The following is a 19,903-nucleotide window of genomic DNA, read 5'->3' as shown; positions in this document are numbered from 1 at the left end:
TGCAGGGAGTGGAGCCTGCGGAATGACCCCAGTAGGTTGGGTGTGTGACCGAATCTCGCTCGACGACGCCTGAGCTCGTTCTCACCGCCCGCCTCAACACCTCGGCCGCCGATGCCCGACGCGGCGTCGTGCGCCTGCATCCGGAAGTTCTCGCGGCGCTGGGCCTGCGAGAGTGGGATGCCGTGTCGCTCATCGGTTCTCGTCGCACGGCCGCCGTCGTCGCGGCGGCACCCGACGGATCACCCCAGGGCACCGCACTTCTGGACGACGTCACGCTCTCCAACACCGGCCTTCGCGAAAATGCTTCTGTCGCAGTCGGACCCGTCACCGTCTACGGAGCCAGAACCGTCGCGGTGACAGGCTCCGCGCTCGCCACCGGTTCCATCTCCGACGCCACCCTGCGCCAAGCGTTGCTGGGCAAGGTGCTGACGGTGGGCGACACGGTCTCGCTCCTCCCCCGCGATCTCGGACCCGGCACCTCGACCACATCGGCGACGCAGGCGCTGTCGAGAACGTTCGGGGTTGCGTGGACGACCGAGCTGTTGACGGTCTCGGCCGTCGACCCGTCGGGTGGGCCGGTGAGTGTGCAGCCCAATTCGGCGGTCGGGTGGGGCTCGGGCACCGTCACCGCTGCACAGCCGCAGGCCGCGTCGCGTCCCGCGCCGAAGTCCGCAGCACCACCGGTGAGCGCGGCGGATCTGGTGGGAGTGAGCGTCCAACAGTCGAAACTCACCGAGTGGCTACGGCTGGCGTTGGACGAGTCGGAGTTGTTGGCGACGCTGGGCGCATCGCCGCATCTGGGAGTGTTGATCACCGGACCGGGCGGGGTCGGTAAGGCGACGTTGGCGCGCGCGGTCATCGGAGAACGCGCATGCGTCGTGCTGGACGGACCGTCGATCGGCGCGCTCGAGGCCTCGGCTCGGGTCGATCGGGTCACCGCGGCGGTCGACAAACTCGCCGGCTCCGGGGTTCTGCTGATCACCGACGTCGACGCGTTGCTGCCGTCCGTTCCCGAGCCGGCGTCCACGTTCGTCCTGGACGTACTGCGCCGGGCCGTCGACACTCCCGGTCTTGCCCTGATCGCGACGACGGCTCATCCGGAGGCAACAGATCCCCGGCTGCGCGGTCAGGACCTGTGCGATCGGGAGCTCACCATCACCCTGCCCGACGCGTCGGGCCGCAAGGGATTGTTGGAGCATCTGCTACGCAAGGTTCCGCAGGGCGACGTCGATCTGACCGAGATAGCTTCACGGACACCGGGTTTCGTGGTCGCCGATCTGGCCGCACTGACGCGGGAGGCGGCACTGCGGGCGGCGGCTCGCGCATCGAACGATTCGGCCGCGGCCTCGTTGACGCAGGACGATCTGGTGGGCGCTCTTCAGGTGATCCGTCCACTCTCGCGATCGGGTAGCGAAGAACTGGCCATCGGCAGTCTCACGCTCGACGACGTCGGCGACATGGTGGAGACCAAGCAGGCACTCACCGAGGCGGTGCTGTGGCCGCTGCGTCACCCGGATTCGTTCGCGCGCTTGGGAATCGAGCCGCCGCGAGGAGTTCTGCTGTATGGCCCTCCCGGCTGCGGCAAGACGTTCCTCGTGCGGGCGCTGGCCAGTTCCGGGCAGCTCAGCGTGCACTCGGTCAAGGGCGCGGAGCTGATGGACAAGTGGGTGGGATCCTCGGAAAAGGCTGTGCGAGAACTGTTTCAGCGTGCACGCGATTCCGCTCCCTCGCTGATCTTCCTGGACGAGGTGGACGCGCTCGTACCCCGACGCGGCCAGAGCTCGGATTCCGGCGTCGGCGACCGGGTGGTCGCGGCGCTGCTGACCGAGCTCGACGGCGTCGAACCGTTGCGCGACGTCGTCGTGCTCGGGGCGACCAACCGACCCGATCTGATCGATCCCGCCCTGTTGCGCCCCGGCCGCCTCGAGCGCCTGGTGTTCGTGCCGCCGCCGGATTCCGATGCCCGCGTTGACATCCTGAAGGCGTCGGGCAAATCGATCCCGCTCGCCGAGGACGTGGATCTGGAGTCGCTGGCGCGCGATCTCGACGGCTACTCCGCGGCCGACTGCGCGGCCTTGCTGCGTGAGGCCGCGTTGACGGCGATGCGTCGGTCGATGGATGCGGCCGACGTCACCGCCGCCGATGTCGCCGCTGCTCGGGCGACGGTGAAGCCGTCACTCGATCCCGAGCAGGTGGCGCATCTGCGGGCCTACGGGTCGTGAACGGAAACTCGTAGCAGGCTACGAAGTTCTGCTCACCTGCGGCGAAGCCGCTCTCACTTCCAGCGGCCGAGGATCTCCTCTGCCCGCTTGGCCAACTCCATCTGGAAGATCGGTCCGAAGCTGATGCGACCGACACCGAGGGATGCGAAGTGCGACAGATCGCCTTCGGCCGGGTTGGCGATGGCGTTGATGGGCAGCGGGAGTTCCTCGGCGAGACGCTTGTAGTCGGCGTCGTTGTGGAATCCGACGGGGTAGAGCGAATCGGCTCCGGCCGCGGCAGCCAGCTTCAGACGCGCGATGGCGCGGTCGACGCGGTCGCTCTCGTCGCCGATCGCCTTGACGAACAGGTCGGTGCGGGCGTTGATGACCACGTGTACGTCGGTGGCGTCGGACGCCGCGCGCAGTGCTCCGACGAAGTCGGCGTGCTCCTGCGCTTCGCGCAGGCGTCCGCCTTCGCTGTGCACGGTGTCCTCGATGTTGAGTCCGACGGCTCCGACGGAGATGAGGCCGTCGATCAGTCGCTTGGGGTCCTCGCCGTAGCCGGCTTCGATGTCGACCGACAGCGGCACGTCGACGGCGGCGGAGATCTGCGAGATGCGGGCGAGCAGTTCGTCGAAGGTCATGCCTTCGTTGTCGGGCTTGCCGATGGAGTCGGCGACGGGGTGGCTTCCGACGGTCAGCGCGGTGAAGCCTGCGGACACGGCCAGATTGGCGGACCAGGCGTCCCACACGGTCGGCAGTACGACCGGGTTTCCGGGCTTGTGCAGCTCGAGCAGGGTGGTGGCTTTCTGGGACAGGTTCGTCATCGGGACTCCTCAACGGTGGCCGGTGGAGAACGTTCGTTCTCTCGGTTCCCAACGTACCCGCTTCAGTCGATCAAATCGAGCGCTCTCATCCGGTCGAACACCATCAGTGATCCCGGAGCGACGTCCGGCATCGCTGCGTACTCGTCACGGGTGAAGTACCTGATCTCTGCGATCTCGCTGGTCGGCGTCGGCTCGTCGGCCAGATCGGCGAGGAAACACGTGAGCTCGAGTGGGGTGCCCGCCGGGTGCCCCCATGCCTGACACTCGAACACCCCGAGCAGCCGGGCACCCGTCACCGACGCGTCGAGCTCTTCTCTGATCTCCCGATGGAGGGCTTGCTCGGGTGTCTCGCCGGGGTCGATCTTTCCGCCCGCCATGTAGAACGCGGATTTGCCGGCCGATCGCGTCTGGATCATTCGGCGATTCCGGACGTACGCCAGCCCGGCGGTCCGAATGATCCTCGATCCGCTCACGACAACGCGCTCCCCTCGACCGGAGTCACCGCGACCGTTATGTACCGCTTGGCACGCGTCCGACCACGCAAAGTAAAGTGGACATCGACAACTCACGGCTGCCGTTCGGCAACCGGTTCGTACTTCTCAAAGCCTCACATCGAATTTCACACGGACTTCGCACACCCTACTCATCGCCGCCCTACGACCACCGCTCGGTTTGACCGCCGATGCGACCGAGACGACGGAGTGACTTTTGCTCGCCATTCTTCTTGCGCACGCCGCCGCCGCGCTGCTCGCGCCGCTGCTGGTCCGGTGGTGGGGTCGCAATGCCTTTTTCCCCCTCGCGCTCGTACCCCTGCTCAGCCTGATCTGGGTGTTCGGCAACTGGGGAACCGAACAGAAGCTCGACATCGAATGGGTCCCGGGCCTGTCGATGAACATCGACATGCGATTCGATTCGCTCGCCGCCATCATGTCGCTGCTGGTCCTCGGAATCGGTGCCCTGATTCTGCTCTACTGTGCGCGCTACTTCGAGGACGACGAACCTCGGCTCGGGCTGTTCGCCGCCGAGATGGTCGCGTTCTCCGGTGCGATGTTCGGCCTCATCACCAGCGACAACATGCTGGTGCTCTACATCTTCTGGGAAATCACGACGGTCCTGTCGTTCCTGCTCGTCGGTCACTACGCCGAGCGTGCCTCGAGCAGACGCGCAGCCACTCAGGCGCTGCTCGTCACCACCGCGGGTGGCCTGGCGATGCTGGTGGGCATCATCATCCTCGGCCAGGTCTCCGGTACCTACAACCTCTCCGAGCTGGTCGCGAACGCGCCGGGCGGATGGTTGCCCGGTGTCGCGATCGTGCTGGTCCTGATCGGTGCACTGAGCAAGTCGGCCATCGTGCCACTGCACTTCTGGCTGCCAGGAGCCATGGCCGCACCGACCCCGGTGAGCGGCTACCTCCATGCCGCCGCGATGGTCAAAGCAGGCATCTACCTCGTGGCACGCCTGGCCCCCGGGTTCGCCGATTCCGGCCCGTGGCGCGCCACCGTGATCAGCCTCGGACTGCTGTCGATGATCCTGGCCGGTTGGCGAGCGCTGCGGGCATTCGACCTCAAGCTGATCCTCGCGTTCGGAACCGTCAGTCAGCTCGGCTTTCTCATGGTGTTGGTCGGCATCGGTTCGGAGAAGGCGATGCTCGCCGGCCTGACGATGGTGATCGCACACGCGATGTTCAAAGCGGCGCTGTTCATGGTCGTGGGCATCGTCGATCACACCACCGGTACCCGCGACATCCGCAAGCTCGCCCACCTGGGCAAGAAGGCTCCCTGGCTCGCCGCGATAGCGGCGCTGGCCGCGGCCAGCATGGCCGGACTCCCGCCGATGCTCGGGTTCGTCGGCAAGGAGACTGCGTTGTCGGCCGTGATCAGCACGCCGACGCTCGATCCCGTCGTCGCGGCCGTCGTCGTCGCGGGCCTGGTGATCGGCTCGATTCTCACGGTCACCTACAGCATCCGATTCGTCTGGGGCGCATTCGCACGCAAGCAGCTCAAGCGTCCGAGTCCGTCGGTCAGGGCGATGCATGCACCGTCCGCACTGTTCCTGGCTGCACCTGCTTTCCTGGCGGTTCTCGGCGTGATCGCCGGATTCGGATCCTCGATCGTCGACCGCATCGTCAGTCCCTACGCCCGCACCCTCCCGTCGTACGGCCAGGAGCCCTACCACCTGGCCCTCTGGCACGGATTCAACCTTCCGCTCGCGCTGACGGTCGTCGTCGTCACCGGCGGTGTCGGGCTGTTCATCGCCCACCGGGTCGTCAACCGGCTCAAGTTCGAGCATCCCCCGCTCGGCAATGCAGACCGCATCTACGACAACGTGCTCAAGTACATGGATGCCCTGTCCATCCGCCTGACCGGCACCACCCAGCGCGGTTCGCTCCCCCTCACCCAAGGCACGATCCTGCTGACTCTGGTGCTGCTGCCGATGATCGTGTTGCTCGTCGGCCAGGACTCCGGCCTGGACTACACCCTGTGGAACACCCCGTTGCAGCTGGTCATCGGCGTGATCATGATCGCCGGTGGCCTCGGGGCCACGGTGATGCGCAACCGCCTGGCCAGCGTCATCCTCGTCGGTCTCACCGGCTACGGCTGCGGCGTCATCTTCGCCATTCACGGCGCACCGGATCTGGCGCTGACCCAGTTCCTCGTCGAGACTCTCACCCTCGTGGTCTTCGTGTTGGTGCTGCGCAAGCTGCCGGCCGAGGTCGACGATCGGGGCTCGGCCGGTTCGCGCGGCCCCCGCGCCGTGCTGGCCGTCGCCGTCGGAGCGACCGTCAGTGTGCTGGGCGCATTCGCGATGAACGCCCGAAACACCGCCCCGGTGTCGCTGCTCCTGCCGGACGCCGCCTACGACCTGGGCGACGGCAAGAACGTCATCAACGTCATCCTCGTAGACATCCGCGCCTGGGACACCCTCGGCGAGATCTGCGTTCTGCTCGTCGCGGCGACGGGCGTGGCCAGCCTGGTCTTCCGCAACCGCCGGTTCGGCAGCGCTCCGCGGGTGTCCGACGCCCCCGCATCGTCCTCGGATGCGAATTTCGCCGCGGAGACGACGTGGTTGCTCGGCGGCGATCTGATCGATCCGCGACATCGCTCGTTGATTCTCGAGGTCACGACGCGATTGATCTTCCCGACGATCATGGTGCTCTCGATCTACTTCTTCTTCTCCGGCCACAACGCCCCCGGCGGCGGTTTCGCCGGTGGCCTCACCGCCGGACTCGCGCTGGTGCTGCGGTACCTGGCGGGTGGGCGCTACGAGCTCGGCGAGGCAGTGCCGATCGACGCCGGAAAGATCCTCGGTCTCGGGTTGATCTTCGCGGCCGGTACCGCGGTGGCGTCGATGTTCCTCGGAGCGCCTGCGTTGTCCTCGGCGACGTTGGAGGTGACGTTGCCGATTCTCGGCGACATCAAATTGGTCACCGCATTGTTCTTCGACCTCGGTGTGTATCTCATCGTGGTCGGGTTGGTACTCGACGTGCTCCGTAGCCTCGGTGCCCGTCTCGACGCGCAGGTGGAAATGCAGAGCCAAGGCCGAGTGAGCGCCCCATGACCGCAGATCTCGGAATGCTGATCATCACCGGTGTTCTCGTCGCATCGGGTGTGTATCTACTGCTCGAACGCAGCATCACCAAGATGCTGCTCGGGCTGCTGTTGTTCGGCAACGGCGTCAATCTGCTGTTGCTGACCGTCGGCGGGCCCGCGGGGGCACCACCCATCGTGGGTCGCGACAACGCCGTCAATCAGGAGATGGCCGATCCTCTGGCCCAGGCTGTGATCCTGACGGCGATCGTCATCACGATGGGTATCGCCGCGTTCGTCCTGGCGCTGGCGTATCGGTCGTTCACTCTCAACACCAAGGACGACGTGGAGAACGACCCCGAGGACACCAAGGTCTCCCGGCGTCGCTCGATGGCCGAGGCCCCCGACCGCGACCGCTCGGACGACCCGGTGACGGGCGAGCCGAGCTTCGGCGGCGACGCGTTCGACTCGAAGGGCAACCCGATTCCGATCGAACAACTCGTCAATCGCGAGGACCTCGAATGCTACGAGGACCTGCACGACGGTGATTTCGACAACGACGACGACGATCCGCAGGTGCGCGGGCTCGACGGAATCGACACAGCCGAGAAGGACGACAGCAGGCCACAGAAGAAGGGAGACGACCAGTGACGATCTCCCCAGGAGTGATCGACGTTCTGACTCCGCTGCCGGTACTGATTCCGATGTTGGCGGCGGCGCTGACTCTGGTGCTGGGTCGACGTCCTCGCGCTCAGCGTTTCATCACCCTCGTCGCGCTGACCGCTGTGGTCGCCATCTCGTCGGTGATGCTCTACCTCGCCGATCGCGACGGCACCAGCGCACTGCAGGTCGGCGGCTGGGACTCCCCGCTCGGCATCTCCCTCGTGGTGGACCGCCTGTCGGCGATGATGCTCGTCGTCTCGTCGATAGTCCTGCTGGCCGTCATGGTCTACTCGATCGGTCAGGGCATCCGTGACGGCAGCGAGAACCAGCCCGTCTCGATCTTCCTGCCGACCTACCTCGCGTTGACCGCAGGTGTCTGCAACGCGTTCCTCGCAGGGGACCTGTTCAATCTGTTCGTCGGCTTCGAGGTGTTGCTCGCGGCGTCGTTCGTGTTGCTGACCCTCGGCGCGAGTGCGGACCGGGTACGCGCGGGCGTGTCGTACGTGATGGTGTCGATGGTGTCCTCGCTGATCTTCCTGATCGGCATCGCGCTGGTGTACGGCGCAACCGGAACGCTGAACCTGGCCCACATCGCGGTACGGATGGACGACATCAACCCAGGAACGAGGACCGCGATCTTCGCCGTCCTGCTGGTCGCGTTCGGCATCAAGGCCGCGGTGTTCCCACTCTCGACGTGGCTGCCCGACTCCTACCCCACCGCCCCGGCACCGGTCACCGCCGTGTTCGCCGGCCTGCTGACGAAAGTCGGTGTGTACGCGATCATTCGCGCCCACACCCTGCTGTTCCCCGACGGCTCGCTCGACAACGTACTGATGGTCTGTGGCCTGCTGACGATGCTCGTCGGCATCCTCGGTTCCATAGCACAGAGCGACATCAAACGACTGCTCTCGTTCACCCTCGTCAGTCATATCGGCTACATGATCTTCGGCGTCGCGCTGTCGACGCAATCGGGACTGTCCGGCTCGATCTACTACGTCGCCCACCACATTCTGGTGCAGACGACACTGTTCCTCGTCGTCGGTCTCATCGAGCGTCAGGCCGGCTCGTCGTCTCTTCGACGCCTCGGTGGTCTGGCTGCGGCCAGCCCGGTGCTGGCGATCGTGTTCCTGGTGCCGGCCCTCAATCTCGGTGGCATTCCGCCGTTCTCGGGCTTCATCGGCAAGGTCGCACTGCTGCAGGCCGGTAGCGAGCAGGGCAGCGTGTTGGCCTGGTTGCTCGTCGCGGGCGGAACGGTCACCAGCTTGCTGACGCTGTACGTCGTCGCCCGTGTCTGGACCAAGGCTTTCTGGCGTGCTCGCGCCGACGCCCCCGAGGGCGACCTGGCGGACAACAGCCCGTCCGCGCTGCTCGACGACTCCTCGGACATCGCGTTCGGTGATCGCGAGGACGTGGGCCGGATGCCGGCCTTCATGCTGATCCCGACGATCGGGCTCGTTGCCGTCGGCTTGGCCATGACGGTGTTCGCGGGCCCCATCATCGACATCAGTGATCGCGCCGCGGCCGACCTTCGTGATCGATCGGTGTACATCGATGCGGTGCGCGGAGCGGAATTCGTCGGAGATCAGGCCGCCGAGCAGGCTCGCGGAGACGAGGAAGGCACTCGATGAAGATGAACCGCTCCCTTCTGCTACGCGTGTGGACTCTCGCGTGGTTGACCGCCATCTGGGTTCTGTTGTGGGGCAACGTCTCTGCCGCGAACATCCTCGGTGGCATCGCGGTGGGACTGCTCATCATGGTGCTGCTGCCGTTGCCACGCGTTCCCGTCGAGGGCCGCATCCACGTGTTCTCACTCGTCAAGCTGGCCGTCGTATTTCTCTACTACGCAATGGAATCGAGCTTCAGCGTGGCCTGGCTGGCCATCCGGCCCAAGGCTCCACCGGTCACCGGGGTGCTGCGCTGCCGTATCGCGATCAAGTCCGATCTGGTGCTCACCCTGTTCGTCGACGCGATGAATCTCGTGCCCGGCACCATGGTGCTCGAAATCGACCGGACCAGACGCCTGCTCTACGTGCACGTGTTGGACATGGGCACCCAGAAGGCCGTCGACGGTTTCTACGCCTACGTACGAAACATGGAGAAGCTCTTCATCGCCGCGTTCGAGCGAGACTCCGACTGGAAGCCGAGCCCGTTGCACTTCCAGGAGTACCAGCAGTACCACGGAGTGCTCGGCGACGATCCGATCCCGGTCGATTCGGACGCGCCTCGGGACGATAAGAAGACCGACGACAAGAGGAAGGGGGACTGGTCGTGACCGTCGTACTGGCGATTGCCGGAGCCCTCCTGATCGGTGCCGCGATTCTCACCGCGTACCGATTGCTCGACGGACCGAGCACGCTCGACCGTCTCGTCGCGATGGACACGATCCTCGCCGTCTCGATGTGCGGTCTCGGCGTGTGGGCCGTGTACAGCCGCGACACCACCCTCGTACCGGCCATCGTCGCGCTGTCACTGGTCAGCTTCGTCGGGTCGGTCAGCATCGCACGATTCAGGGTGAGGGACGAATGAACAACACTGTGAGGGACGAATGAGCACCGTAGCCCAGGTCATTTCTTCCGTCTTCATCCTGTTCGGAGCCCTGCTCGCCTTCACCGCGGCGGTGGGCATCGTGCGCTTTCCCGACACCCTCTCGCGGATGCACGCGGCCACCAAGCCACAGGTGGTCGGGCTGATCATGGTTCTGATCGGGGCCATCATCAGCCTGCGCGGCAACGTAGACATCTGGATGCTGGTGCTGGTGGGCATCTTCACCCTGGTCACCGCTCCGGTCATCGCGCACACGGTCGGCCGCGTCGCCTACCGCGAACAGCGCGGCCGCGACGGACTGCTGATCGTCAACGAGATGGAACCGAACGAATCGGACCAGTAGGCGAGCGGATCAGGATCGGAGGTCGGTGACCAACGATTCGACGACGGCTCGCAGGTCGCCGCCCGATTGCGCGGCCACCGCCCGCTGACGTTGGTACGACGCCCCCCGCCGGGGAATGTCGGCCACTGCTGCCAGTTCGTCGACGCAGTTCAGTCGGACGGCCGTCGGCGTCAGCTTCTCTAGCAGATCGTGCAGATCGTCGGTGACCAGCCGTTCGTTGCTGTCGGAGTCGAGGATGATCTCGGCATCGAGGCCGTACCGCGCGGCCCGCCACTTGTTCTCCTGGACGTGCCACGGCGGTATCGACGGCAGGGTCTTCCCCGCTTCGAGACGTTCGTCGAGATGGACGATGAGGCAGTGTGTCAACGCGACGAGAGCCGCGAGCTCCCGCTTCGTCGACGCCCCGTCGCACACCCGAACCTCGATCGTGCCCCACTTGGGAGCAGGACGGATGTCCCAGTGCATGCCGCCGAGTTGCTCGATGACGCCGGTCTTGAGCTGATCGCGGACGAATCCCTCGAACTGCGACCAGTCCTCGAACTGGAACGGCAGACCGGCCGTCGGCAGCTGCTGGAACATCAACGCCCGATTGCTGGCGTAGCCGGTGTCGTTGCCCGCCCAGATCGGCGAGGACGCCGACAGCGCCAGCAGGTGCGGGTACTGCAGCAGCAGCGAGTTGAGAATGGGAAAGACCTTGTCGGGAGACGACACACCCACGTGCACGTGCACACCCCAGATCAGCATCTGCCGACCCCACCACTGGGTACGAGCGATCAACTCGTCGTAGCTCGGAGAACTGGTGAGCTGCTGGGTGGACCACTCGGCGAACGGATGAGTGCCCGCCGAGAACAGATCGATTCCCAATGGGTCCGCGGCGCGCCGCACCAATTCCAGCGAGCCGCCGAGGTCCTCCATGGCCTCCCCGACGTTCTCGCACACTCCGGTGACGAGTTCGACGGTGTTGCGCAGCAGTTCCTTGGTCACCCGCGGGGTGTCCCCGGCGAGATCGCGGACGCCGTCCATGACCGCCTCGGCGGAGTTGACCAGGTCCCGCGTGTTCTTGTCGACCAGCGCGATCTCCCACTCGACGCCGAGCGTCGGGCGCGGTGAACTCGCGAAGTCGATCCGGGGAGCGTTCAAACTACTGCAGTACCGCGCATGCCGCCCGCGAGCCGGCGTCGCCGGTCATCAGAGTCGTCATGTCCGGCACAGCGGCACCGTCGGGCAGGGTGTATCGCGGCGGGATGTTGGCGAAGTTGTCGGCACCCTCGTGCACGATCACCGAGGTTCCGGCACCGTCCGCACGCAGATCGTCGAGTGTGATCGCGTCGGTGGTGGTGACGAGCATTCCGGTGCCGTCCTCGCCGACCTGGATGGACGTCAGATCACCGCTGGCCGGGTGCTCCGTGCGGCCGTCGACCTGCAGGTGACCACCAGCGGACAGGAACGCGCCCGGATCTCCACCGGTCGGTGCCACGGAGTTCGGCTCGCAGGCGGCGACGGCATGGACGTGGAAGCCGTGGAAGCCGGGGGTCATGCCCTCGACCTCGGCGGTGACGGTGAGCTTGTCGCCCTCGGCCGCGAACGAGACCGTGCCCACCTCGGCACCGCCGGCGTCGCGCAGTGTGCCCTCGATGGTGTCGCCGGAGCCCGACTCGGCCGGGCCGTCACCCGCCACGGCTTCTGCCGACGGATCGGCCTCGCCGGTCCAGACCGGAGGGACGGTTCCGGGGACATCGGACGGAACCTCGCCGTTGCTGCAGGCGGAGAGCCCGAGCGCCGCGATCGCGAGGACCGGGGCCACGTAACGCAACGATCGGGTCGCAGCAGTGCGTCGCTTGAACATGTCCATCGGAAATCGCTCCTCTTTCAGGCAGTTTCGCCGGGCTCGGAAATGATAACGTGCCGACCGATTCAGCCGAATCGGGCACGGAAGTCGATGCTGTGCAACTGGCCGCTGCAGGACTACTGAGTCACGATGACGACGACGCCTGCCGTGGATTCGAGTGAGGTCGGCTTGGGTTCGGCCGGGACTCCGAGCTGCGTGGCGATCGTCTGCGCGGCCTGTTCCTCGCCTGCGGCGGTGCCGTAGTACACCGCGGTCTGAGCGAACTGGGCTTCGCTGAAGTTGCCGGTCTCGGCGACGGTCCATCCCTCGGCGGTCAACGTACTTGCGGTGCCTGCCGCGAGACCGGAGATGTTGGAGTTGTTCAGAACCCGCACCTCGACGTCGGCGGGGGTGCCCGAGGTGGTGGTGGTCGGCGCGCTGCTGGTCGTCGCGTCACCTGCCGGTACCTGAGCCGCCGGAGCCTGTGCGGTGGGTGCTACCGCAGCCGGTGCACTCGTCGTCTCGGCGGCGGGCTCGGCGGCCGAGTTGTCGGAATCGGAACCCGTCAGCGACAACGCGCCGATCGCCGCGAACAGAATCGCGAGCGAGATCAACACCATGGCCAGGGCACGGAGTGGTGGCCCGGTCTGTTCCGGGTTCGGGCTGCTCACGTAGTCGACCCTAGCCGACCGCCGACGGCGACCCAGCACACGGAACTCGAGGACCTGCTCAGACGTCGAACCCGAGTCGACGTGCCGCACGAGCCTTCTGCCGACTCGCACGCAACCGGCGCAGGCGCTTGACCAGCATCGGATCAGCGGCAAGTGCCTCGGGACGATCGACCAACGCGTTCAGGATCTGGTAGTAGCGGGTTGCCGACATGGAGAAGAGTTCCTTGATGGCCTCTTCCTTCGCCCCGGCGTACTTCCACCACTGCCGCTCGAAGGACAGGATGTCGTGCTCTCGTCGACTCAGTCCGTCCGCACCGACCTCGTTCGGATCCTGTGAGCCGTCCGAACTTCCCGGTTGCTGAGACTGGTTCGAGTCACGCGCTGCTGCGCCGTCCATCCCACTCCTCGACTTCTCGACTTCCTCGGGTCTGCAGGATCACCCACCCGGAGAAATCTGCTTCCCCCAGCACTGCCGGCACCCAAAGGAGCACCGACCGAATTACACGGTTGTACTTCGGGGATCATTCAACCACGTTCGACGGCTCGAGCACGGCTCCCGCGAGGTACCGGCGCGTGGCGTGTTCCATGTGCTCGACCACATGCAGCAGGCACTCGGGTCGTTCCGCAGGCTCCACTCCCGCCCACTATCCTTGTCGACCATGGCAATTCTTCCCATCCGGATCGTCGGCGATCCGGTGCTGCACACCGCAACCGCACCCGTCACCGAGTCACCCGCCGAGCTGGCCGAGCTGATCGCCGACATGTACGAGACGTTGGCCGCCGCGAACGGCGTCGGTCTCGCCGCGAATCAGGTGGGCGTCGGCAAGCGTCTGTTCATCTACGACTGCCCCGATCAAGGCGAGGACGGCAAGATCTTCCGCCGCCGCGGCGAGGTCGTCAACCCGGTGCTCGAGACGTCGGAGATTCCGGAGACGATGCCCGATCCCGATGACGACGACGAGGGCTGTCTGTCCGTCCCCGGCGAGCAGCACCCCACCGGGCGCGCCGAGTGGGCCAGGGTGACCGGTACGGACGCCAAGGGCGATCCCGTCGACATCGAGGGCCGCGGCTTCTTCGCTCGTATGCTCCAGCACGAGGTGGGTCATCTCGACGGTTTCCTCTACACCGACGTGCTCATCGGACGGCATGCGCGGGCGGCCAAGAAGGCCATCAAGCGCGCCGGGTGGGGCGTGCCCGGACTGAGCTGGACACCCGGCACGGTGGACGACCCGTTCGGCCACGACGACGAGGACGACGACTGACCGTCCCGGTGGGTACGCGGGTGATGCTTCGCTATCGGTTGCCACCCGGCCACACCCACCCGATGACGGACGTGATCGGTGAACTGGTGTCCAGCGACGCCGGCGCGGTCTCGGTGCGCGGCCGGGACGGCACACTGGTTCAAGTTGCCGCCGACCGAGTCGTGGCATTGAAACCCCTGGCGCCCAAGCCGATTCGAACCTCGGAGATCCGTTCGCTCGAAGCCGCCGCTGCCGACGGCTGGCCGGGCGTCGAGCGGGAATGGATCGACGGCTGGCAACTGCGTTTCGGTCACGGGTTCACCGGCCGCGCCAATTCGGCCGTGCCGCTCGAGCCCGGAGCGTCGACGACACCAGAGACGCTGGCGCGCATCACAGCCCGATACGCCGCTCGCGGATTACCGCCGACGCTCGCCCTTCCCGATCGCCTCGGCACTCCCCCGGCGGGTTGGTCGACGTACAACGAAAGCGCCGTCATGGCGGCAGACATCTCCGATCTCGTTCTACGCGAGGGTGACTCGGCGATCACCGTCACCTCGGAACCGTCACGACAGTGGTTGGATCGCTTGTACTACCAGGGCCGCGCGGCTCCCGCGGGCGCAGCGGAGGTGGTCTCGGCGGTTCGGGGCGGAACCCTTGGTTTCGGGATGATCGGCCCGCGCTCGTCGTCGGCAGCCGCGGTCGGTCGCGCCGCGGTGACCACCGCCCCGGACGGTCGCTGCTGGGTGGGACTGACCTCGCTCTGGGTCTCCCCCGAGCATCGGCGCAACGGGCTCGGCACCCTGATGTGCGGAGAACTGGTGCGCTGGGGACGCGAGCGCGGCGCGACGCACGCGTACCTGCAGGTGGCGGACGAGAACACCCGAGCCGTTGCCCTGTACCGAGACCTCGGCTTCGCCGACCATCATCGCTATCGCTATGCCCGGCCCGAGAACGCGATGGGTCCGAACCCTGTCGGGGGCGTTCGATAGGGTTCCTCTCCGTGCGCTTGGCTACCTGGAATGTGAACTCCGTCCGCTCTCGTCAGGATCGAATCGTCGATTGGCTGCAGCGATCCGATGTCGATGTCCTGGCGATGCAGGAAACCAAGTGCAAGGACGCACAGTTTCCCTACGAGCGGTTCACCGACATCGGGTACGAGGTGGCCCACGTCGGGTTGAGTCAGTGGAACGGCGTCGCGATCGCATCCCGCGTCGGCCTGGACGATGTCCAGGTCGGCTTCGACGATCAGCCCGGGTTCAGCAAGGATCCCGAGATCGACCCCGCTCAGGAGGCGCGCGCCATCGGGGCCACGTGCGACGGGGTGCGCGTGTGGAGCCTGTACGTGCCGAACGGCCGCGAACTCGCCGATCCGCACTACACCTACAAGCTCGAGTGGCTCGCCGCGCTGAAGGCCGACGCGCAGGCGTGGGTGGCGGCCGATCCGCAGGCACAGATCGCACTCGTGGGTGACTGGAACATCGCGCCAACCGACGACGACGTCTGGGATCCGGCTCTGTTCGAGGGCAAGACCCATACCTCACAGGCCGAGCGCGACGCCTTCACCGCGTTCGGCGACGCCGGCTTCACCGAGGTGACGCGGCAGTTCACCCCCGAGCCCAGGACGTACACGTACTGGGACTACACGCAGTTGCGGTTCCCCAAGAAGCAGGGTCTGCGCATCGACATGGCGTTGACCTCCCCGGCTCTGGCGGCTCGAGTGACCGGTGCGTCGATCGACCGCGAGGAACGCAAGGGCAAGGGGGCCAGCGATCACGCTCCGGTGATCGTGGAGATCGGCTGAGGCCGAGCCCGGTGGACTATTCGGCGATCAGATCCAGGAATTCCTCGTGCTGCGCCAGATAGCGCCGGACGTAGGTGCAGATCGGGACGATGCGCCACTGTCGATCGCGGGCCGTGTTGAGCGAGGCTCGCACCAGCACTCCCGCCCACCCGCGGTCGCCGTATTCCTCTTTGACGACGGTGTGCATGAGTGCGACGACCGGGCCGACGCCGTCGTCGTCACCCTCACCGAAGCGGTACCCGAGAATGCCGACGAGTTCGTCGTCGACGAAGAGATCGAACCTGTAGTGATCGACGTCGTCCTCGATGCGAACGACGGGTCGATCGACCGAGGGAACCGCGTCGACTCGTCGAGGAAGTATGTGACTCATGTCACTTATGAGACCAGTGTTGTCCATGTGGCGCGAGGCGAGTGCCTCGATCGTCGCCGAGTCGTGCCCTGAATGTGACCGGTCCTACCGTGACCGGTCGACAACTCGGGAAAGAAACGTCAGAGCGCGACGAGCATGTCGTTGTACTCCGGGTTGGCCGCGGCGAAGCGCTGCACGTACGTGCAGACGGGCTTGACCTTCCAGCCGTAGGACCGAGCACTGTCGAGCGCGCGGCGCACCAGAATGCCGGCCAGTCCTTGATGACCGAAGTCCTCGGTGACGACCGTGTGCATGAACGACACGACGTGAGTGCGCGTCGCGCGCGAGCCGTTTCCCTCGACCTCGTAGAAGCCGACGATCCCGACGAGATCGCCGTTGAGTCGAAGCTCGAACCGGTTCTGGTCTTTGTTGATCGAGACATCAGCGCTAGGAGAACTTGCCAGCATGGGACGCCTCCTTCGCTGTGTGTGGAGTGATGAACGAGTGAAACCGATGTGACGTGCACCACTATTAAACATGCGCACGGTGGGTCTGTCACCTTTTCTACCAACAAACCTTCGGATGCGTAGGTTCGTCCGCCGAACACGACAACAATGCTGGTACGGATCATAAGTGACCCTGTTCGACGTTGTGATACAACAACATTCAAGGCCAACCCATATTTTCGCCATCTGCTCGGCAATCCGTGTCGACGGCAGCGACCCCCCGTCTCTCCGCCCGCCGGTACTGTCTTCTCTCGTGAAGTTCCTACCGCTCACGCCCAACGGCGAGACTCCCGTCCGCGCGCTGACCATCGCCGGAACCGACTCCGGCGGCGGAGCCGGAATCCAGGCGGACAGTCGAACGATGGCCTTGCTGGGTGTCCACGCCTGCGTCGCCGTCGCTGCGGTCACGGTCCAGAACACCGTCGGCGTGACGGGCTTCCACGAGATTCCGCCGGACGTCGTCGCTGCACAGGTTCGCTCCGTCGTCTCCGACATCGGGGTCGGCGCAGCGAAGACCGGAATGCTGGCCTCCACCGCGATCATCGAAGCTGTCACGGCCGTGTGCACCGAGGTGGGTATCGGCCGAGATCAGCCCGTTCCCCTGGTCGTCGATCCGGTGTGCGCGTCGATGCACGGTGACCCACTGCTGCACGCGGAAGCCCTCGACGCCATCCGCCACACCCTCTTCCCCATCGCCTCGCTGGTCACCCCCAACCTCGACGAGGTTCGGCTCATCACCGGCATCGACGTGGTCGACGACTCGAGCGCGCACCGCGCCGCGGAGGCCCTGCACGGGTTGGGCGCGCAGTGGGCCCTGGTCAAGGGCGGTCACCTGCGGACGTCGACGCACAGCACCGACCTGCTGTTCGACGGCGACACCTTCCTCGAGTTCACCAGCGAGCGCATCGACACCGGCAACGATCACGGCGGCGGCGATACCCTCGCCGCATCGATCGCGTCGGCGCTGGCACACGGCTATTCCATGCCCGACGCGGTCGCGTTCGGCAAGGAGTGGGTCACCCGCTGTCTGGCCGCGTCCTACGATCTGGGCGCGGGCCACGGACCGGTGTCACCGCTGTGGCGACTGCACGAGTCGGAGGATGCGTAGGTCGTCGGGTGCGCCCTTGATCTTCGGAGCGAAGAAGCTGCGGCGATAGGGCTTGGAGACCACATGCAAGGCGTCGAGCACCTCCGGCGGGACCGCCTCGAGGGCCGACGCGGAGATCATCACGTTGCCGTTGCCGCCGGTCTGCATCACCCGGGCGGCGACGGTGACGTCGACGCCCAGCCAGTCCGATCCCACCTGACGCGGGCTGCCGGTGTGGATGCCGACGCGCATCGTCGGGGTGTAGCCGTCGACGTCGACGCCCTTCAGTGCCTCTCGGGCCGCGAAGACCGCGTCGACTGCTTTGCCCGCGTCGGCGAACACCGCCATGATGCCGTCGCCCAGCCTCTTGACGACGTGGCCGCCGCGGAATGCGACCTCGGGTTCGACGGCCTTGGAGACCTTGCGCAGCAACGTCAGGGTCGCGGTGTCGCCGGCCCGGAGCGACCAGGACGAGAACCCGACGAGGTCGGTGAACACGATGGTGACATCGTGCTCACCGCGGCCTCGGCCTGCGCGTTCGAGGATCGCCTGCCACAGCTGCAGCGCCCCGAGACCCACTTCGCGAGACGCGCCGGGTTCGTCGTCGAGTCCGTTCGCAGCCAGGAACCTGTCGGCGACGCGGGCGACGGCCAGGGCTCGGCCCGGACCGTCGATCGACAGGGGATCGCCGAACGTGGGGTCACCCGGTAGTGCGCGGCGCACACGCCGAACCGCCCCGACCACCGCGGGCGCTCGGTTGGTGGTGCGGACCCACTCCACGACCGAGGAGACGACTGCGTTCACAGCATCGAGCGTAACCCACGGTTACACATACTTTCCCTCACCCTTCGGCGCGCGCGGCCTCGCGCTCGGCACCCACCGGAACCCCGTTGGGGCCCTCCACCGACTGCGCGTAGACGCCGATGCCGTAGGCCACGGCCGCACCGTTCTTCGCCAGTGCGGCGCGGTCGACGTTCGCCAGGGTGTCCTGGTCGGTGTGGTAGTTCTCGTCGAACGTCTGATCCGCGGTGCCGCCCCACTTCTCGGCCTGCGCTGCGGTCTTGTTCTCGTCCGCTCCGCTGAACACGCCGCCGGCGGGGATGCCGACCTCGATGAACGGCCCGTAGTCCGAGCGACCGTCGAAATCGGTCCCGTCGACGGCTACACCCTCCTCGGCCAGTCGCTCGACGAAAGTGCGCTCGATGGCGTCGGATCCGGCCGGTCCGGCGGGCTCACCCACCTGGTCGGAGTCGTCTCCGTCGTAGGCGAGGTATCCGGCGTTGTGCGAGCCGATCATGTCGAAGTTCAAGTACAGCGCGATGTTTCGCTTGTCCTCGTCGGACAGGCCCTCGACGTACTTGGTGGAACCGACGAGTCCGTTCTCCTCGGCACCCCAGAACGCGAAACGCACCGCGTTGGTGATCTCGGGGGCGCTGCCCATCTGCAGTGCGGTCTCGAGGACTGCCGCCGTTCCGGTTCCGTTGTCGTTGATGCCGGGGCCCTCCGGGACGCTGTCGAGATGGGCACCGGTGACCACGACGTTCTCGGTCGAACCGGTGGTGGTCTGCGCAATGATGTTGCGACTGGTGGTCGTTTCGGTTTCGGTGACGAGTGTCAGCGTCACCTCGGGTGCGGCGAGAACGGCCGCGCCGTCCTCCTGGCTGACTCCGCCGGTCGGGATCCGCGCGGTGTCGGCGTCGCCGAGCGTGCCCGAATCGAGCGGTCCCGGTTCGTTGTTGACGATGATAGCGGCGGCCGCTCCCAGTTCTGCTGCAACGGTTTGCTTCACGCCGAACGGGCACACTCCGCGCGGCACCACCGCGACGGCTCCGGCCAGGTCGAGGCCGGTGTAATCGGCTGCCTCGCAACCGTCCGCACCGGCGGGAGCGCCGACGACGCGTGCGGTGATCCCCTCGGCGGTGGTGGTCGGCGAGTAACTGAGTGCGAACACCCGAATCTCGGTGCCCGCGAGCGACAGGGTTTGGGTCTGCGCCTCGAAGGTCTCGAATTCGAATTCCGGGGTGGTGACCTCGAATCCTGCCGATTCGAGTTGCGAGACAACATAATCGACACTGGCGTCGTAGCCGGCGGTGCCTGCGGCTCTGTTTCCGTCGTGGTCGGCGGCGATTGATTCCAACTGTTCGAGGTGCCCCACCAAGGCCTCCTCGGTGACCGCGGCAGACAGGCCGGGCCCGTCGGGTGTCGCGAAAACTCTGGCCGGTTCCTCGTCCGAGGTGGACGAGCAACCGGCCAGAATCAAGACAGTGACAGCGCTACCTGCAAGTAGGGAAATCCGCATAGCGGACACCCTACCG

At 66.2% G+C, this 19,903-nt stretch carries 21 protein-coding genes; 11 read left to right on the top strand and 10 right to left on the bottom strand.

Translation table 11 applies throughout. The annotated features are described in order from the left end of the window. Positions 1-44: 44 nt before the first annotated feature. Positions 45-2,222 carry an AAA family ATPase gene (locus tag CH296_RS14320; protein WP_094685063.1) on the top strand — a complete coding sequence of 726 codons (2,178 nt, stop codon included), beginning with the start codon at positions 45-47 and terminating at the stop codon, positions 2,220-2,222. Between the two features lie 53 nt (positions 2,223-2,275). On the opposite strand, the gene CH296_RS14315 is transcribed toward CH296_RS14320, so the two are convergent. Together CH296_RS14315 and CH296_RS14310 are read right to left on the bottom strand one after the other, a co-directional pair. Then, a complete protein-coding gene (locus CH296_RS14315) occupies positions 2,276-3,028 on the bottom strand; it encodes an isocitrate lyase/phosphoenolpyruvate mutase family protein (protein ID WP_045198748.1) in 753 nt (250 codons plus the stop codon). Positions 3,029-3,090: 62 nt separating this feature from the next. Further along, positions 3,091-3,501, bottom strand: a complete 411-nt coding sequence (locus CH296_RS14310) for an NUDIX domain-containing protein (protein ID WP_329955499.1) — start codon at positions 3,499-3,501, stop codon at positions 3,091-3,093. A gap of 235 nt (positions 3,502-3,736) precedes the next feature. Here CH296_RS14310 and CH296_RS14305 point away from each other — a divergent pair, with 235 nt between their 5' ends. From CH296_RS14305 to mnhG, 6 genes are read left to right on the top strand one after another with little or no spacing between them, the layout of a single operon-like run. Then, entirely contained in the window at positions 3,737-6,586 is a 2,850-nt protein-coding gene (locus CH296_RS14305; RefSeq protein ID WP_094681947.1) for a Na+/H+ antiporter subunit A, read from the top strand. Then, a complete protein-coding gene (locus CH296_RS14300; RefSeq protein ID WP_032393775.1) occupies positions 6,583-7,206 on the top strand; it encodes a Na(+)/H(+) antiporter subunit C in 624 nt (207 codons plus the stop codon). Before CH296_RS14305 ends, CH296_RS14300 begins: the two co-directional genes overlap by 4 nt. Beyond that, positions 7,203-8,846 (top strand): Na+/H+ antiporter subunit D, encoded by a 1,644-nt coding sequence (locus CH296_RS14295; RefSeq protein WP_032393774.1) that lies wholly within the window; start codon positions 7,203-7,205, stop codon positions 8,844-8,846. The genes CH296_RS14300 and CH296_RS14295 overlap by 4 nt, the downstream gene beginning before the upstream one ends. 2 nt (positions 8,847-8,848) lie before the next feature. Next, entirely contained in the window at positions 8,849-9,490 is a 642-nt protein-coding gene (locus CH296_RS14290; RefSeq protein WP_373453493.1) for a Na+/H+ antiporter subunit E, read from the top strand. Next, entirely contained in the window at positions 9,487-9,744 is a 258-nt protein-coding gene (locus tag CH296_RS14285; protein WP_032393772.1) for a monovalent cation/H+ antiporter complex subunit F, read from the top strand. The genes CH296_RS14290 and CH296_RS14285 overlap by 4 nt, the downstream gene beginning before the upstream one ends. A 19-nt stretch (positions 9,745-9,763) precedes the next feature. After that, positions 9,764-10,105: a monovalent cation/H(+) antiporter subunit G gene (mnhG, locus tag CH296_RS14280; protein ID WP_032393771.1), complete on the top strand. Its 342-nt coding sequence runs from the start codon at positions 9,764-9,766 to the stop codon at positions 10,103-10,105. 9 nt (positions 10,106-10,114) lie between these two features. On the opposite strand, the gene CH296_RS14275 is transcribed toward mnhG, so the two are convergent. From CH296_RS14275 to CH296_RS14260, 4 genes are all read right to left on the bottom strand, one after another. Then, entirely contained in the window at positions 10,115-11,245 is a 1,131-nt protein-coding gene (locus CH296_RS14275) for a glutamate--cysteine ligase (protein WP_256980452.1), read from the bottom strand. Position 11,246: 1 nt separating this feature from the next. Further along, positions 11,247-11,957: a superoxide dismutase family protein gene (locus tag CH296_RS14270; RefSeq protein ID WP_045198742.1), complete on the bottom strand. Its 711-nt coding sequence runs from the start codon at positions 11,955-11,957 to the stop codon at positions 11,247-11,249. Between the two features lie 113 nt (positions 11,958-12,070). Next, on the bottom strand, positions 12,071-12,604 hold the full coding sequence (locus tag CH296_RS14265; protein ID WP_230596606.1) for a LytR C-terminal domain-containing protein: 534 nt from the start codon (positions 12,602-12,604) through the stop codon (positions 12,071-12,073). A gap of 58 nt (positions 12,605-12,662) precedes the next feature. Next, positions 12,663-13,001 (bottom strand): DUF3263 domain-containing protein, encoded by a 339-nt coding sequence (locus tag CH296_RS14260; RefSeq protein WP_032393769.1) that lies wholly within the window; start codon positions 12,999-13,001, stop codon positions 12,663-12,665. Between the two features lie 262 nt (positions 13,002-13,263). Between CH296_RS14260 and CH296_RS14255 the strand changes: the two genes are divergently transcribed. From CH296_RS14255 to CH296_RS14245, 3 genes are read left to right on the top strand one after another with little or no spacing between them, the layout of a single operon-like run. Then, the gene (locus CH296_RS14255; RefSeq protein ID WP_032393768.1) at positions 13,264-13,866 is read left to right on the top strand and encodes a peptide deformylase; all 603 of its coding nucleotides are present in this window, start codon (positions 13,264-13,266) and stop codon (positions 13,864-13,866) included. Between the two features lie 23 nt (positions 13,867-13,889). After that, positions 13,890-14,834 (top strand): GNAT family N-acetyltransferase, encoded by a 945-nt coding sequence (locus tag CH296_RS14250; protein WP_179277740.1) that lies wholly within the window; start codon positions 13,890-13,892, stop codon positions 14,832-14,834. 11 nt (positions 14,835-14,845) lie between these two features. Further along, positions 14,846-15,646 carry an exodeoxyribonuclease III gene (locus CH296_RS14245; RefSeq protein WP_094630914.1) on the top strand — a complete coding sequence of 267 codons (801 nt, stop codon included), beginning with the start codon at positions 14,846-14,848 and terminating at the stop codon, positions 15,644-15,646. Positions 15,647-15,662: 16 nt separating this feature from the next. Here CH296_RS14245 and CH296_RS14240 read toward each other — a convergent pair whose 3' ends face one another. Both CH296_RS14240 and CH296_RS14235 read right to left on the bottom strand, forming a co-directional pair. Further along, entirely contained in the window at positions 15,663-16,016 is a 354-nt protein-coding gene (locus CH296_RS14240; protein ID WP_032394128.1) for a GNAT family N-acetyltransferase, read from the bottom strand. Between the two features lie 119 nt (positions 16,017-16,135). Next, positions 16,136-16,462: a GNAT family N-acetyltransferase gene (locus tag CH296_RS14235; protein ID WP_032393766.1), complete on the bottom strand. Its 327-nt coding sequence runs from the start codon at positions 16,460-16,462 to the stop codon at positions 16,136-16,138. Between the two features lie 292 nt (positions 16,463-16,754). On the opposite strand from CH296_RS14235, the gene thiD reads away from it, so the two are divergent. Beyond that, positions 16,755-17,609, top strand: coding sequence for a bifunctional hydroxymethylpyrimidine kinase/phosphomethylpyrimidine kinase (thiD, locus tag CH296_RS14230; RefSeq protein WP_032393765.1), 855 nt, complete (start codon positions 16,755-16,757; stop codon positions 17,607-17,609). On the opposite strand, the gene CH296_RS14225 is transcribed toward thiD, so the two are convergent. Together CH296_RS14225 and CH296_RS14220 are read right to left on the bottom strand one after the other, a co-directional pair. After that, positions 17,571-18,392: an adenylate/guanylate cyclase domain-containing protein gene (locus tag CH296_RS14225; protein ID WP_094630915.1), complete on the bottom strand. Its 822-nt coding sequence runs from the start codon at positions 18,390-18,392 to the stop codon at positions 17,571-17,573. The two genes, thiD and CH296_RS14225, sit on opposite strands and share 39 nt — an antisense overlap. 37 nt (positions 18,393-18,429) lie before the next feature. After that, positions 18,430-19,887, bottom strand: a complete 1,458-nt coding sequence (locus CH296_RS14220) for a M28 family peptidase (protein WP_094685061.1) — start codon at positions 19,885-19,887, stop codon at positions 18,430-18,432. Between the last annotated feature and the right edge of the window lie 16 nt (positions 19,888-19,903).

This window comes from Rhodococcus sp. 14-2496-1d, from assembly GCF_002259365.1.
In the GTDB taxonomy this organism is placed as follows: Bacteria; Actinomycetota; Actinomycetes; order Mycobacteriales; family Mycobacteriaceae; genus Rhodococcoides.
This window is presented reverse-complemented; position numbering and strand designations above follow the sequence as displayed.

Bases quoted from the DNA above. Each gene is read 5' to 3' on its own strand.
- CH296_RS14315 (WP_045198748.1), bottom strand. From the start codon at position 3,028: ATGACGAACCTGTCCCAGAAAGCCACCACCCTGCTCGAGCTGCACAAG.
- CH296_RS14300 (WP_032393775.1), top strand. From the start codon at position 6,583: ATGACCGCAGATCTCGGAATGCTGATCATCACCGGTGTTCTCGTCGCA.
- CH296_RS14290 (WP_373453493.1), top strand. From the start codon at position 8,849: ATGAACCGCTCCCTTCTGCTACGCGTGTGGACTCTCGCGTGGTTGACC.
- mnhG (WP_032393771.1), top strand. From the start codon at position 9,764: ATGAGCACCGTAGCCCAGGTCATTTCTTCCGTCTTCATCCTGTTCGGA.
- CH296_RS14270 (WP_045198742.1), bottom strand. From the start codon at position 11,957: ATGGACATGTTCAAGCGACGCACTGCTGCGACCCGATCGTTGCGTTAC.
- CH296_RS14260 (WP_032393769.1), bottom strand. From the start codon at position 13,001: ATGGACGGCGCAGCAGCGCGTGACTCGAACCAGTCTCAGCAACCGGGA.
- CH296_RS14255 (WP_032393768.1), top strand. From the start codon at position 13,264: ATGGCAATTCTTCCCATCCGGATCGTCGGCGATCCGGTGCTGCACACC.
- CH296_RS14250 (WP_179277740.1), top strand. From the start codon at position 13,890: ATGCTTCGCTATCGGTTGCCACCCGGCCACACCCACCCGATGACGGAC.
- CH296_RS14240 (WP_032394128.1), bottom strand. From the start codon at position 16,016: ATGAGTCACATACTTCCTCGACGAGTCGACGCGGTTCCCTCGGTCGAT.
- CH296_RS14235 (WP_032393766.1), bottom strand. From the start codon at position 16,462: ATGCTGGCAAGTTCTCCTAGCGCTGATGTCTCGATCAACAAAGACCAG.
- CH296_RS14220 (WP_094685061.1), bottom strand. From the start codon at position 19,887: ATGCGGATTTCCCTACTTGCAGGTAGCGCTGTCACTGTCTTGATTCTG.